This window comes from Bartonella sp. B35(2025) (genome assembly GCF_053794465.1).
Genome location: NZ_CP200035.1, coordinates 862,884 through 878,323, shown reverse-complemented (window position 1 = coordinate 878,323; position 15,440 = coordinate 862,884). Strand labels below are relative to the sequence as shown.

The window sequence follows — 15,440 nt, the reverse complement described above, 5'->3', positions numbered from 1 at the left end:
AATCAATGAGTAAATAGTTTTACATGATATATATTGGGTATTTTCTTATTTCGAGTATAACAGTGAGGCTGTTTATAGCAATATTAGGCATTTTTCTTTATTACATCCTGTAGATGTATAGATGTGCTTAAAATTTTTTATAGAAAACTTTTAATTAATAAGATAATACACCATCTTAAAGAATATTTTTGCTATATGACAGTTGGATAGCTTGTTTTGCAAAAGATATTTTACAAAGTATTTATCGTTGAACATAATGTATGGATTGGCTGTAATGCAACTATTGTCTCTGTGGTGATAGTTAAATATAATGCAATTATTGGCATTCAAGTTGTTATACCGTACACGATTATCATTGATATTCTTTAAAAGTAATTATGGATGTATTTTAAAAATAACATAATTCGGACATTTTTAGATATAATTTAATGAAATTAGCGATTTGATAAAGTTTGTAATGCATAGTTTAATATGAAAAACTTTCTAATTAAGGTTTTTAGTTGCAAATAGAAGTAGTGTTCAAAATAAAATGAAAAATAGCTATCTCTAAGCAGGAAATGTTTGCTATGTGTGTGTTAGGCTTTGGTTACAAAGTTAGCGAGTACACGTTTTTCCCCAGCTTTCTCAAATAGAATAGTTAATTTATGACCGTCTACTGCTGAAATATAGCCATAACCAAATTTTATGTGAAAGACTTTATCATTGATTAAAAATTTTGATGATATCTCAGATATTGATTGGGCAATGACTTTTCCTTCAATGTTTTTTTGTGCACGCTTCCATTCTGATGATGAATAATCATGATAAAAAGGGTTTTGATGTTTAAAGCGCGATTTTCCATAACTGCCATAAGATGTTTCCATCTCTACTGCTTCTATATGTCCTTCTGGCAATTCATCAAGAAAGCGAGAGGGAATTGTAGATTGCCAAAATCCATGAATTCTTCGATTAGATACAAACCATATATGTAGATATTTTTTTGCTCTTGTCAGTCCTACATAAGCTAATCGCCGTTCTTCTTCTAATCCTGAACGTCCACCTTCATCTAATGAGCGCTGATGGGGAAATAAGCCTTCTTCCCAACCAGGGAGAAAAACTGTCTCAAATTCAAGCCCTTTAGCTGAATGAAGAGTCATAATGTTTACAGCATCCATATTTTCATTGTTTTCAGAGTCCATAACTAGTGCAACGTGTTCTAAAAAGCTATGAAGACTTTCAAATTGTTCCATAGAGCGGATCATTTCTTTGAGATTTTCTAGCCGTGTTTGTGCTTCTGGTGAGTGATCTTTTAGCCACATAGCTGTATAGCCTGAATCATCAAGGATTGTTTCGGCAAGTTCTCTATGGGGAGTATATTGCAGCATATTTTGCCAACGGTGAAAATTTTCGATGATATTCCGTAAAGCACTGCGTACTTTGGGTTTTAATTCGTCTGTTTCAATTATTTCAGCTGCAGCAGCAAAGAGAGGAATAGCACGTGCACGTGCACTTTCATGAAGGTAGTGCAGGGTTGCATCTCCTAAGCCACGTTTGGGTGTGTTAATAATACGTTCAAACGCCAAATCATCCGCTGGTTGGACAACGACACGTAAATAAGCCATGGCATCACGTATTTCCATTCGTTCATAAAAGCGTGGACCACCAATGACACGATAGTTAAGACCTAATGTTACAAAGCGATCTTCAAATTCACGCATCTGAAATGATGCTCGTACCAGGATAGCTATATGATTTAATAAATGACCAGCTTGTTGTGCTCGTTCAATTTCTTCTCCGATTGCACGAGCTTCTTCTTGTGAATCCCATGCTGCGTGAATTTTTACTTTTTCTTCTTCAGTATTTATTTGATCAGAAAAAAGTACTTTTCCGAGCCTTCCTTGATTATGAGAAATTAGATGAGAAGCAGTTTTAAGAATATGTGATGTTGAGCGATAATTTCGCTCTAAACGAATAATTTTAGCAGGAGGGAAATCTTTTTCAAAGCGTAATATGTTGTCGATTTTAGCACCACGCCACCCGTAAATGGATTGATCATCATCTCCGACACAACAAAGATTGACTTGTTGTCCTTTAGGCTGTTGTGCTAGAAGACGGAGCCAGAGATATTGTGCTATATTTGTATCTTGATATTCATCTACAAGAATATAGCGGAATTTTGCATGATATTCACGGAGAATATCTGGATTTTGTTGAAAAATAGAGATAGAATGAAGTAGAAGATCACCAAAGTCACAAGCATTAAGATTTTTTAATCGATCCTGATAATTTCTATAAAGCTCACGTCCCATACCATTACCAAAGGAATGGTCATCACTTTTTGAAATATGTTCTGGTGAAAGTCCTTGATTTTTCCAAGAATCAATCATCATTGCAAAGTTACGTGCTGGCCAACGCTTATCATCTAAACCTTGAGCTTGAATAAGTTGTTTTAAAAGACGAATGACATCATCGCTATCAAGAATTGTAAAGTTACTTTTTAAGCCAACGATTTCTGCATGAAGTCGCAGAATTTTTGCACCAGTAGAATGAAAAGTTCCAAGCCAAGGCATACCTTCAACAGTTTCACCAATAAGTTCACCAATACGCATTTTCATTTCACGCGCTGCTTTGTTAGTGAATGTTACAGCTAATATTTGCTTAGGGGAGGCAAGACCAGATCGCAAAATATGAGAAATACGGGTTGTCAGAACACGTGTTTTTCCAGTACCAGCTCCTGCAAGAACTAAAAGAGGCCCTTCTGTATTCATAACAGCCTGTCGTTGTTCTGGATTAAGTTTTTCTAAATAGTTGGCATCACACTGTACTTTTTCTTTTACTGTTATAGTATGAGCGGTTAATCCAGAGTTATTCTCAAGTTTATTGAGGGCGGATTCATCTTCAAAGAATGGTATGTGATAAGAAAAATTATTCATTAGACCTTTTGTGTAGTATTTTTTTGATTTAAACGCTAGGTATAAAAAAAATTTTCTTGAAAAAGCGGTAACAACTTTTGGTTGAATAAGTTGATAAAGATCGCAAAAAAATAAAAGTGAATATTATAGATAATTTAGCAGGTATCACGGTTTTGAAGATATTTCCTTTGTTGGATGTCTGGTATTAAGACATTGGGTAAGAATATTTTGAAGTACATAAATGCGTAATGCAGATGAAAGATTTACTTGCTGTGGTTTTTGGTTATCAACATCAGTAATAATGAAGGTTAAAGATTGTCCTTTTTTATTTGCTATGGTTTTCAAAATGTCTAGAAATGGTTGTTCTAAAGATACACTTGTTGAGTGTCCATTAATTCGGACAGATATTTTTTGTAGAATTACTTTTGACCAATCAACAGAATCATCTATTTGCATTTTCTGTCACTTTTATTCACCACTAGATAAATGACTTTAATTAATAAAATTTCAAGTCTTTAGAAGATTTTTTCTATCCAAAATAATAACCATTTTTCTCTACATAGCTGGCTTGTTTTGGATATTTTTTTGTTTTTCAAATTATTGAATATTAATCGATTCAATCGTATAAAACTTATTTATTTTTTTCGAAAAGAATCTAAAGAAACAACATCAGCGCTTTGTTTAGCATTATTGTTTGGTGATTTTTTATTTGATGATTCTTTGTTTGTTTTAAGATTATGTTTTTTTGTAAACATATTTTCTTTTTTTTGTTGGTGCGATAGCGGGATAGGTGTGGATAAGGTATTTTCTAAATTCTTGCTTTCTCCAGAGGTAAGATTTGAAGGTAAATCAAACGCTGCTTCAAATGCTGCTACAGGATCATAAAATACTTGTATAGAAGTAAAAGGAATTACTAATTTTTCTGTAATTTCTCTAAAAGAGAGTGTCACTTCGAAAGCAGTTTCTGATACACTTAAATCTCTAAATTGATGTTGTAATACGATTGTCATTTGCTCAGGATAGCGGTTTTTAAGCCGTGGGGAAATTTTTATTCCTGGTGCATTTGTCAAAAAAGTAATAAAGAAATGGTGATTATCTGGAAGACCTGCTTTGGCAACTTCTAATAAAACCTTGCGGATAACTCCACGCAGTGCATCCTGAACGAGAATATCGTAGCGGATTTGATCTTGAACCATAGAAGTTTATTCCTTTTATTTTATACAGTAGTTAAGTACGAATGATATCGTTTAATGAAATATTTCTTTAAATTAGCAATATTGTATCTATGGTATACCTAATTAACCAAGAAAACGAAATCTTATGGCAAATAAGATCTAAAAGATCAATCAATAATATTTACAAAAGGTGAAGGCTTCTGTTGCCAGGTGCCTTCAAACCCCGCTTAAATCTGCGATGATTTAAGACTTAATTTGAAACATTCGCACCGCATCAAGCAGCGAGACGTGCTTCCGCATAGTTGTCATTTGCAACTACTAATTTAGTCCGATAACGGTGGTACTATGCCGAGTAAAAGAGCAATCTTTACACTCTTGTCGATCCTATTTCGCCCCCACCAAAATATAATTTTTGTTTATTATATTTTGGTGGAGGCGCCGGGTACCGCCCCCGGGTCCAATGAGTTTATTTCATTGTCCATTTATTACCATAGCTAGCAAGCTAGCTCTCTAAATATAGATGAAGAATAGTCTTTAGAAAAGGGGGGGTGTTAATATTTTAAGTTTTCTAGTTATTTATTAATATGATGCGGTTGTAAAATACAGCTGTTAATTCTTGGAAAAGAGGTATCGCGGAATGACGAATGATTTAGCAGATATTAAATTATATGATCCAAGTCCCGATGAATCCGCAATAAAATGGCTTAGTCATCGTTTAGCTTTAGTAATGAAAAAAATGGGATGCATCGTTGGTTGCTACATCAGATCTAAAAGAGTTAGAGCGTGTTGAAAAATGGGTTCAAGATGTTTTAAGTGTTGATGAGCAGTGTACTAAAACAGCTATTTCAAAAGTTTTAGAAATGATGTCGGAAAGCCGGAGAAAAAGCCGTATGACTTTTTATTATTTGATAGTTAAACAATTAGGTATGCTTGATAAATTATAATAATATCAAAATTGGATTTTACACAATAATCACAAAAAAGCCCAAGATATTGGGCTTTTTTGTTTTACGTAAAACGATTAATGGATATCATCTCTTTGAAGGTATCCTTCTTTTCGGGCATCTGGCATCAAGATAACCGCAATAAACGCAATTATCATCATGCCGGTTATGTAAAAATAGAAAATTGATCCACATCCAATATCTTTTAACCAGAGTGCTACAGCTTCAGCAGAGCCACCAAATATCGCATTGGCGATAGCATAAGACAGTCCAACCCCTATAGCTCTCACAGAAGCGGGGAACATATCTGCTTTTATAATACCAGAAATAGAGGTGTAAAAGCTTATGATACATAGCATCCCAATAATGGCTGATAGAGCAATCCATGTATTATCGGTGTTTCCAATTACTGAAAGTCCAGGAATTGTAAAAATAATGGATAAAGAACTCCAAATAAGAAGTGAAATTTTTGTTCCAATTTTATCAGCGAGAGCACCAAATGCAGGTTGGATTAACATAAAAACAAAGAGTGCTGCTGTCATTATCGTTGTGGCTGTGTGTTTATCAAATCCAGTAGTTGTAATCAGATATTTCTGCATATAAGTTGTGTAGGTATAAAATGTAAGTGATCCTCCAGCTGTAAAGCCAATAACCAGAAGAAAAGCTTTTAGATGGTTACGCAAAAGCTCTTTAAGGCTGCCCGTGTGTTCTTTAGAACGGCTTTCTTTGGTTGTTGTTTCATGAAGAGAGCTGCGTAGGAAAATTGCAACAATTGCTCCTAGTCCACCAATAGCAAATGGAATACGCCAACCCCATGCTTTTAGTTGATCTTCTGTCAGATAAAGCGCCAAAATAAATATAACAAAACTAGCAAGAAGTTGACCACCAATGAGTGTAGTATATTGAAAAGAACCAAAGAATCCTCGATGATTCTTAAGGGCGATTTCACTCATATAAGTTGCTGTTGTACCATATTCACCACCGACAGAAAGCCCTTGAATCATTCGGAGTAATAGCAAAAGAATTGCTGCTGTTACTCCAATAGTTTCATAGGTAGGAAGTATAGCAATTAAAAATGAACCACCACACATCATAAAAACAGAAATGAGTAAGGAGCGCTTACGACCATAACGATCAGCAATGAAACCGAAAAGCCATCCACCGATTGGACGCATAAGAAAGCCAATAGCAAAAACTCCTGCGGCCTTTAAAAGTTGGGCAACAACATCACCGTCTGAGGGGAAGAATTGTGATGCAAAATAAATTGATGTAAAGGAATAAACATAAAAATCGTACCATTCTACTAAATTTCCTGATGCACTAGATACAATAGATAGAATACGCTTTTTTGTATCACATGGTGTTAAAGTTTCTTCATTCTCCATAAGTCTATCCCTTTTATGTTCATATATGTACTCTATTTCCCCAGCGCTTTGTTAGGGTTGTTTACAGTATTTTATCTTTTTCGTCACTAAAATTTAATTCTATTATAACAATTTTCTGTGTAAGATGTTTTAGAGGGATGTAAATTGTATTTTTATATATTTTGTATTTCTGCTTTTTATAATTAGTAGAATAGGTCATAATGCTTATATGAAAATTTATCTTGATCTTTTATATCATGTTTTAAATAAAGGTATTGATCGTGCGGATCGAACTGGGGTTGGGACAAGGTCTGTTTTTGGGTATCAAATGCGGTTTGATTTACAAGCAGGGTTTCCATTGTTAACAACGAAAAAATTACATTTGCGTTCGATTATTTATGAGCTTTTGTGGTTTCTTAGAGGTGATACAAATATTGCATGGTTAAAGAAAAATGGTGTATCAATTTGGGATGAATGGGCTGATGAAAAAGGTAATTTAGGTCCTGTTTATGGTTATCAGTGGCGTTCTTGGCCAGCTCCTGATGGGCGTCATATTGATCAAATTAGTAATCTTTTAACTATGATTAAGGAAATACCTAATTCTCGTCGCTTAATTGTATCTGCATGGAATCCCGCTTTGATAGAAGAAATGGCGTTACCTCCTTGCCATTGTCTTTTTCAATTTTATGTTGCTGATGGTAAATTATCTTGCCAGCTTTATCAGCGTTCGGCAGATATTTTTTTGGGTGTTCCATTTAATATTGCTTCCTATGCGTTATTAACGATGATGATTGCACAAGTAACTGGCCTTAAAGCAGGTGAATTTATTCATATTCTTGGTGATGCACACCTTTATTCTAATCATTTTGAGCAGGCTAGATGCCAATTATCTCGTATACCAAATACTTTGCCATCAATGTTGATAAATTCAGCAATAAAAGATCTTTTTTCTTTTAAATTTAAGGATTTTGAATTACTTAATTATGAAGCGCAACCACATATTAAAGCACCGGTAGCAGTATGACTTTTCCAGTTTATTTAATTGCAGCGGTTGCAAAAAATAATGTTATCGGTCGTAAAGGTGCGATACCTTGGCGCCTATCGACAGATTTGCAACGTTTTAAAGCTTTAACTCTTGGTAGACCCATTATTATGGGGCGAAAAACTTGGGATTCTCTTAAGCATCCTTTATCAGGACGCACAAATATTGTAATTACCCGCAATTGTACTTTTACAGCTGAAGGCGCTATTATTGCTCATTCTTTTTCTGAAGCTTATTGTATTGCAAAAAGTGTAGCTTCTAAAGATGGCGCAGATGCAATCTTTATTATTGGTGGTGGTGAAATTTTTCAACAGGCTTTGAGTATTGCTGGTAAAATATTCCTTACAGAAGTTTTGGATTCTATTGAAGGTGATAGTTTTTTTCCTGTTTTTGATAAAGAGGAGTGGACTATTGTACAAATGCAATATATTCCAGAAGGAGATAAAGATAGCCATCCAACACGTTTTGTAGTTTATGAGCGAAAATAATTATTTATAATTTAAGTGGAAAGAGCCTATTAATTGAATTATAACAGGTGTAAAATACACTATAAAATTAAGTAAATAAATAGTTGGTATTTATTAACGGTACTAAATTCAAAGAGGTGATAATGCCCTGGACAAATCAAAATGGCGGCGGCCCATGGAGTGGCGATAATAAAAATAAGCTTGGTGGTGATAAAAAAAATGCAGCTAAGAATTTCTTTGGTTCTGGCAGTAATAATAGTGGTGACAATAACCCCAATCTTGACGATATTTTTCGTAAAGGACAAGATCAGCTCAAGCAATTTGGTGGGGGTAGTCTTTTTATTTTATTGTTGTTGCTCGTCGTATTTCTTTGGTTATACCAGTCTATGTATATTGTTCAACAAAATGAGCAAGCAGTAGAGTTACGTTTTGGTGTTCCTAAATCAAAAATTATCAGCGATGGTTTGCATTTTCACTTTTGGCCAATTGAAACTTATATGAAAGTACCTTTAACGGAAAAAACAATCGCAATTGGTGGCCAGTCTGGTCAAATGCAACAAAGCGATGGCTTGATGCTTTCAAGTGATCAAAATATTGTTAATGTTAATTTTTCCATTTATTATCGAATCTCATATCCTAGCCAATTTTTATTTAATGTGAATGATCAAGAAGGAACAGTGCGTCAAGTTGCTGAGAGTGCAATGCGTGAAGTAATTGGTTCTCGTCCAGTTGATGATGTTTTACGTGATAAAAAAGAGGAAGTTGCTGATGATGTCAGAAAGATTATTCAGCTGACTGCAGATAAATATCAACTTGGCATTGAAATAAACCGTGTGTCGATCAGTGAAGCTGCGCCTCCTACTAAAGTTGCTGCAGCGTTTAATTCTGTTCAACAAGCAGAGCAAGAACGTGGACGAATGATTGAAGAGGGAAATCGTGTACGTTTCAATAAAATTGGTTTAGCTAATGGTGAGGCCTCACGTACACGGGAGGTTGCAAAAGGTGAAAAGGCACAAATGGTTGAAGAGGCAACAGGACGTGCTGAACGCTTTCAGGCTATAGCTCGTGAGGCAGCGATTGCGCCAGAAGCTGCTCGTTATCGCCTCTATATGGAGACGATGGGGCGTATTCTTGCTTCGCCAAATAAGTTGGTTTTTGATCAAAAAAATTCTCCAGTGGTGCCTTATTTACCTTTGAATGAATTGCTGCAGAGTAATTTATCAGAAAAAGCAAGAGCGACATCAGTACGTTCTGCATCACCAGTGAATTCTATCATTTCTGGAGGGCGTTGATTATGCAGCAATCTCGTTTCTTGTTTATTTTCAGTGCTATAGTATTTATTTTTATGATTTTATGGATGTCCATTTTTATTGTTTATCCTCGTCAGCAGGTGGCAATTAAGCGTTTTGGACAGATTGTTAAAGTTGAGCCTAATCCTGGTATTTATTTTAAAATTCCCTTTTTAGATAAGATGGTTATTATTGATAACCGATTATTGCGTTATGATGTGCCTACACAATCTGTACAAGTTCGTGGTGGGGCTTATTATGAAGTGGACGCATTTTTTATCTATCGTATTACAGATCCTAAATTATTTTTACAGCGTATTGCATCGGGGCGTCCACAAGTCGCTGCACGTGAAAATCTTGCACCGCGTTTTATTGATGCTTTGCGTGCTGTTTATGGTAAGCGAGAATTTAAAGCAGCTTTATCGGATGAACGTGGAGCGATGATGGCTGAAGTACAGCGACAGTTTTCTGTAGATGCAGGCTCATTAGGGATTACTATCGTTGATGTACGTATCCGAAAAACTGATTTAACAGATGCAGTTTCAGAAGATGTATATCGTCAAATGGCTGCTGAACGTGAAGCTGTAGCAGAAAATATTCGTGCTCGTGGTCAGCAGGAGCGGGATCGTATTGTGGCAGAAGCTAACCGCGAATATGAAGAAATTGTAGCAGCTGCAAAGCGTGATGCTGAAATTACTCGTGGTGAAGGTCAAGCTGAAAGTATTCGTCTTTTATTGAATGCGAGAGAAGCTAATCCATCTTTTTACGATTTTTGGTTAGCAATGGAACAATACAAAAATTTAGAGCGCACCTCAATGGTAATTTCACCAAGCGAGGATTTCTTTTTTTATTTTCGTAATCCACCGCAAGCAAATAGAATATTTTTACCGGCAATGAATACTGATCTCAATAATACTGCTTCAAAATCCGTGAGAGAATAGATGAAATAATAAGTTGTAACCAATATTTACAGTAGCTTTCTTTTATGATGAAAGTGGTGGGGGGTCTATATTGGTCTCGTATAGATGGATTTAGCGATACTTTTTTCAGCTTTTTGTCAACGGTATATCATGAGTAAAAATGTTGAAGATAAAAATACATCTCTGAAGTACTTTGTCACAAGAATTACTGTTTTTATGGTTTTATTTTTTTCAGGATCAGTGAGTTGGTCTGAAGAGAAAATACCGGAAAGTGCACCACTTTCTGTTCCTGATTTAGCTGCTAAGCTCTTGGAGACGGTTGTGAATATTTCTACAACACAAACAGTTGATGGAACTGAACAGGATGAACATACTTCTATGCCTGTTATTCCGAAAGATTCATTATTGCAAGAATATTTTAGTGATTTTTTTACATCAAAAGACGGTGAGAAAGGTAACCAGTTTCAAAAAGTACGTTCTTTGGGATCTGGTTTTGTGATTGATGCGCAAAAAGGGCTTATCGTTACTAATTACCATGTTATTGTTGATGCTGACGACATTGAAGTTAATTTTACCGATGGTACAAAGCTAAAAGCAAAGTTACTTGGAAAAGATAGTAAGACTGATTTGGCGCTACTTAAAGTAGATACGGGAAGAAAAAAATTAACAGCCGTACGTTTTGGTGATTCAGAAAAAGCGCGTATCGGTGATTGGGTAATGGCTATTGGTAATCCTTATGGTTTTGGTGGAAGTGTAACGGTTGGTATTATTTCTGCACGAAATCGTGATCTTAATGCTGGTCCTTATGATAATTTTATTCAGACAGATGCGGCAATTAATCGAGGTAATTCTGGAGGTCCGTTATTTGATAGAAATGGTAAGGTAATCGGGATTAATACAGCAATTATTTCTCCTTCTGGAGGATCGATTGGTATTGGTTTTGCTATACCGTCTGACATGGCTCTTTCTATTATTAATCAGTTACGTGATTTTGGAGAAATAAGGCGAGGTTGGTTAGCTATTCGTATTCAACCGGTGACTGAAGATGTTGCAAAAAGTTTAAAATTAGACAATGTTGAGGGAGCGTTGGTTGCGGGTAAAATAAAACATGCAGATGTGGATAATAGCCAGTTGCGTGTTGGAGATATCATCCTTCGCTTTGGGAAATCAAAAATCAAGAATGCACGTGAATTACCGCGTTTAGTGGCAGAGAGTTCAGCAGGAAAAATAGTGGATGTTACGGTTTTGCGTAATGGACAGGAAAAAATAGTAACAGTTAAGCTTGGTCGTTTGATTGAGACGGATGTAAATGAAAACACTGCAGAGGAATCTGATGATGAAAAAAGTGATGCTGTATCAAAAAGCGTAACAATGCAATTTATGGGAATGACATTATCTGAGTTGACAGCTGATCTGCGTCAGCGCTATTCAATTTCTGATAAGCTTAGCGGATTGGTTGTGACATTTGTTACACCAAATAGTATAGCTGATAAAAAACGTATTTGTGTTGGTGAGGTGATTGTTGATATTAATCAAAGTGCAGTCACGACGATTGATGAAGCTAAAAAACGTGTTCATAAATTGCGTGAAGCTGGGCGCAAGAATGCTTTATTTATTGTTGCTCGTCCAGATGGAGAATTACGATTTGTAACCATTCAAATAGATTGATATGCTGCTCAATCTTGAAATATCTCACTTTATATAGAAATCTTTATATATGACCAGTAATTTGAGCATATCGTTGTATTTTATTTTATTAAAAATAAAAGATTTTAAGAAAGTTATGTATATCTTTTTGGGGAGTGTTTTTATAAAGTGGAAGCTGTAAAAATTTTATAAGTTTATTTTCCTCATTATTAAAAAGAGTTATGCGATATTTTGTCATAGCTGCAGGCTTTTATATTAAATAGAAAAATTATCTGATATGAAGTATTGTTTTATGTATAATTGCAAGTGTTTTTTATTATTAGTATTTATTTAGAGGATTTATTTTTGTCTAAACTATCATTAGACAGATATTATTATGGAAAGTACTTTAAATATTCTTGTGTAGGATTTTTATTCTTCTAAATAGATGAAAATTTGCTCTAGGTATATTTCTTTCTTAATAAATGAATAAGTATTGTTTGTATGCCCATTTAAAAGAATTGATGCTATGATATGATATGGTATCGTAGGTGAGATTTAAGGTAGCTATAGGTAATTGCAATAAGTTGTGATTGATGGGCATAAAAGGTTTTCATTCATGACACAAAGAACGATTACATTGATAGCAGGTCCCACTGCAAGTGGGAAATCGGCGTTAGCATTAAAAATAGCTCAAGAAAAAAATGCTGTTATCATCAATACAGATTCTATGCAAATTTATGATATATTAAATATTTTAACAGCGCGGCCAACAAAAGAAGATATGACAATTGTTCCGCATTACCTCTATGGCTATGTGAATCCTGCTATTCATTATTCAGTGGGTCAGTGGTTACATGATGTTGGTAAGCTTTTAAGTATATTAGAGTCGAAATCACTTATTTTTGTTGGCGGAACAGGACTTTATTTTCGTGCTCTTTTAGAAGGTATTTCGGAAATTCCTCATGTTCCAGATGTTGTACGGCAAAAATGGCGACTTCGGCTTAATGAAGAAGGAGCAGAAAGTCTTTATCAGCAGTTATTGCAGGTTGATGCTTGTCTTTCTAAAAAAATTTCCTCACAAGATGGTCAACGTATCATACGTGCTTTGGAAGTTTATGAAGCGACTGGTAAAAAGTTAAGTTGGTGGCATAAGAAAAAAACAACGCCTCTGATTATGCAAGATTGTTCAGAAAAAATTCTTCTCATTCCTCCACGTCAATTGCTTTATGAGTACATTAATAAACGGTTTAATGATATGGTTAAGAAAGGAGCTTTAAAAGAGGTGGTTGCTATAAAAAATCTCATGCTTTCTCCCTTATTGCCAGCAATGAAAGCTATTGGTATGCGTGAGTTAATAGCTTATTTAGATGGATATAAAAGTTTTGAGGATGCTCTGGAGATAGCAAAGACACAAACAAGGAGATATGCAAAAAGACAAATGACGTGGTTTCGAAATCAATTTGATGAAAAATGGACGATTATTTCTTCAGAAAATTTAAAAGCATTTTAAGATAATTGGATACTGGCTTGAATGGAAAATTTTTAGTAAGGTAATTTGTGATTGACGAATAATATTAATATTGATGGAATTAAAACCTTTTTTAGGAAATATCCTTTTTGGTAGGGTATCAAACAATGGGGGGGCATCATACGGTGTATGTTTTTGTGTGTAATAGGCTCCTAAAGGGGCCTTCTTTTATTGTATTATGAAATGAATGAGTGGGAAAAATGACAAATCATCAAGGAACAAAAGAGAGTGCCGATGGGAAAATAATGTCAGGAGCTGAAATAGTGATTCAAGCTCTTATTGATCAAGGAGTTGAACATCTTTTTGGTTATCCTGGTGGTGCTGTCCTCCCTATTTTTGATATTATTTACCAACAGGATTCAATTCAACATATTTTAGTGCGTCATGAACAAGCAGCAGGTCATGCTGCAGAGGGGTATTCACGAAGTACAGGAAAAGTAGGCGTTATGCTTGTAACTTCTGGTCCAGGTGTAACTAATGCCATAACACCTCTTCAAGATGCATTAATGGATTCTGTTCCCATTATTTGTTTTTCTGGTCAGGTACCAACAACTGTGATTGGAACAAATGCTTTTCAAGAGGCTAATACAGTTGATATTACAAAACCCTGTACTAAACATAATTATTTAATTAAAGATGTGAATGATCTTGCAGCGGCTATTCATGAAGCTTTTTATGTTGCTCAATCAGGATGTCCAGGACCAGTTTTGATCGATATTCCTAAGGATATTCAATTTGCTTTGGGTGTTTATAAAGCACCTAAGATAGCAGAATTTATGTATTCTTATCCACAGCCAAAAGAGAATAATAAAGCTATTGAATCTGCTGTTTCTTTTTTGGCCAAAGCAAGACGGCCTGTTATTTATTCTGGTGGTGGTGTTATTTCATCAGGATCTGAAGCAGTACAGCTTTTGCGTGATTTGGTTCAGTTGGGAGATTTTCCGATCACTTCAACATTAATGGGGCTTGGTGCTTATCCAGCTTCTAGCAAAAATTGGCTTGGAATGCTTGGGATGCATGGAACCTATGAAGCCAATATGGCTATGCATGATTGTGATGTTATGTTAGCTATTGGTGCACGGTTTGATGATCGTATTACTGGGAGGCTTGATGCGTTTGCTCCTTATGCACGCATTATCCATATTGATATTGATCCTTCTTCCATTAATAAGATAGTAAAAGCAGATGTTCCACTTATTGGTGATATAGCCTGTGTTTTGCGAGATATGGTTCAACGTTTGCGTACGTACAAACCAATATTTAAAAGTGAAGATCGTGATTCGTGGTGGATGCAAATTAATCGTTGGAGAGCTCGTAATTCATTAGCATACGCTGAGAAGAAAGATGTTATCCTGCCACAATATGCTATTGAACGGCTTTACTTTCTTACTAAAGATACGAATGCTTATATTACAACTGATGTTGGACAACATCAAATGTGGGCTGCACAATATTATCGCTTTGATAAACCAAACCATTGGGTAACTTCTGGTGGTCTTGGAACTATGGGTTATGGTTTACCTGCTGCTATTGGTGTTCAAATAGCACATCCTAATGCACTTGTTTTATGTATTTCTGGTGATGCTTCAATACAGATGAATATTCAAGAACTTGCAACAGCAATTCAGCACAATGTACCTGTGAAAGTTTTTATTTTAAATAATCAGTACATGGGCATGGTTCGTCAATGGCAGCAATTGCTACATGGCAATCGTCTTTCTCATTCTTATATGGAATCAATGCCAAATTTTGTGAAATTGGCAGAAGCTTATGGAGCGGTTGGTCTCTATTGTTCAAAAGCAGATGAATTGGATGAAAAAATTAAACAAATGATTAATTATAATAAACCAGTTCTTTTCGATTGCCGGGTTGATAATTTAGAAAATTGTTTTCCAATGATTCCTTCTGGGCGTGCACATAATGAAATGTTGTTGCCTGATGAGGCTAATGATGAAGCAGTTGCTAATGCTATTCCTGCTGAAGGACAATTTTTTGTATAAGGAATCTATGGTTATGATTATACAGATTTAGATTTTTATTTTAGTTGTTTTTTTAGTTCTGAAAACAATGCTCATATATGAGCCATTTTGGAGTTGCTGTGTGTATTTACTGTAGGAAAAGTTATTTTCCTCAATAAAAATAATATTTGATCAAGATGGTTGGTAAAAATTTTATTTGTGTAGAATGTGTT

12 protein-coding genes, 1 other RNA gene and 1 pseudogene are annotated in these 15,440 nt (G+C 35.1%); 9 read left to right on the top strand and 5 right to left on the bottom strand.

Features of this window, described 5'->3' with window-relative positions; translation table 11 throughout:
* Nucleotides 1-216: 216 nt before the first annotated feature.
* Nucleotides 217-369 carry a hypothetical protein gene (locus V4P56_RS03695; protein WP_455481603.1) on the top strand — a complete coding sequence of 51 codons (153 nt, stop codon included), beginning with the start codon at nt 217-219 and terminating at the stop codon, nt 367-369.
* A gap of 206 nt (nt 370-575) precedes the next feature.
* Here the strand turns inward: V4P56_RS03695 and V4P56_RS03690 are convergent, their stop codons facing one another.
* From V4P56_RS03690 to ssrA, 4 genes are all read right to left on the bottom strand, one after another.
* On the bottom strand, nt 576-2,912 hold the full coding sequence (locus V4P56_RS03690) for an ATP-dependent helicase (protein ID WP_455481602.1): 2,337 nt from the start codon (nt 2,910-2,912) through the stop codon (nt 576-578).
* A gap of 144 nt (nt 2,913-3,056) precedes the next feature.
* Entirely contained in the window at nt 3,057-3,347 is a 291-nt protein-coding gene (locus tag V4P56_RS03685) for a ribbon-helix-helix domain-containing protein (protein WP_455481601.1), read from the bottom strand.
* 179 nt (nt 3,348-3,526) lie between these two features.
* Entirely contained in the window at nt 3,527-4,087 is a 561-nt protein-coding gene (locus V4P56_RS03680) for an SspB family protein (protein ID WP_455481600.1), read from the bottom strand.
* A gap of 168 nt (nt 4,088-4,255) precedes the next feature.
* Nucleotides 4,256-4,612, bottom strand: a transfer-messenger RNA (tmRNA) gene (gene ssrA / locus V4P56_RS03675).
* Between the two features lie 91 nt (nt 4,613-4,703).
* On the opposite strand from ssrA, the pseudogene V4P56_RS03670 reads away from it, so the two are divergent.
* Nucleotides 4,704-5,010: pseudogene (locus V4P56_RS03670) on the top strand (DUF2853 family protein).
* A 77-nt stretch (nt 5,011-5,087) separates the two neighbouring features.
* On the opposite strand, the gene V4P56_RS03665 reads toward V4P56_RS03670, so the two are convergent.
* On the bottom strand, nt 5,088-6,395 hold the full coding sequence (locus V4P56_RS03665) for an MFS family transporter (RefSeq protein ID WP_455481599.1): 1,308 nt from the start codon (nt 6,393-6,395) through the stop codon (nt 5,088-5,090).
* A gap of 208 nt (nt 6,396-6,603) precedes the next feature.
* Here V4P56_RS03665 and V4P56_RS03660 point away from each other — a divergent pair, with 208 nt between their 5' ends.
* The 7 genes from V4P56_RS03660 to V4P56_RS03630 all read left to right on the top strand — a co-directional run bounded on the left by V4P56_RS03660 (nt 6,604) and on the right by V4P56_RS03630 (nt 15,249).
* On the top strand, nt 6,604-7,398 hold the full coding sequence (locus V4P56_RS03660; RefSeq protein WP_455481598.1) for a thymidylate synthase: 795 nt from the start codon (nt 6,604-6,606) through the stop codon (nt 7,396-7,398).
* Complete coding sequence (locus V4P56_RS03655) at nt 7,395-7,904, top strand: dihydrofolate reductase (RefSeq protein WP_455481597.1); 510 nt, start codon at nt 7,395-7,397, stop codon at nt 7,902-7,904. Before V4P56_RS03660 ends, V4P56_RS03655 begins: the two co-directional genes overlap by 4 nt.
* Nucleotides 7,905-8,026: 122 nt before the next feature.
* Nucleotides 8,027-9,175, top strand: a complete 1,149-nt coding sequence (hflK, locus tag V4P56_RS03650) for an FtsH protease activity modulator HflK (RefSeq protein WP_455481596.1) — start codon at nt 8,027-8,029, stop codon at nt 9,173-9,175.
* A gap of 2 nt (nt 9,176-9,177) precedes the next feature.
* Nucleotides 9,178-10,113 (top strand): protease modulator HflC, encoded by a 936-nt coding sequence (gene hflC / locus V4P56_RS03645; protein ID WP_455481595.1) that lies wholly within the window; start codon nt 9,178-9,180, stop codon nt 10,111-10,113.
* Nucleotides 10,114-10,242: 129 nt separating this feature from the next.
* The gene (locus V4P56_RS03640; protein WP_455481594.1) at nt 10,243-11,760 is read left to right on the top strand and encodes a Do family serine endopeptidase; all 1,518 of its coding nucleotides are present in this window, start codon (nt 10,243-10,245) and stop codon (nt 11,758-11,760) included.
* Between the two features lie 577 nt (nt 11,761-12,337).
* Nucleotides 12,338-13,231, top strand: coding sequence for a tRNA (adenosine(37)-N6)-dimethylallyltransferase MiaA (gene miaA / locus V4P56_RS03635; RefSeq protein ID WP_455481593.1), 894 nt, complete (start codon nt 12,338-12,340; stop codon nt 13,229-13,231).
* 218 nt (nt 13,232-13,449) lie between these two features.
* Nucleotides 13,450-15,249: an acetolactate synthase 3 large subunit gene (locus V4P56_RS03630; protein ID WP_455481592.1), complete on the top strand. Its 1,800-nt coding sequence runs from the start codon at nt 13,450-13,452 to the stop codon at nt 15,247-15,249.
* The last annotated feature ends 191 nt before the right edge of the window (nt 15,250-15,440 follow it).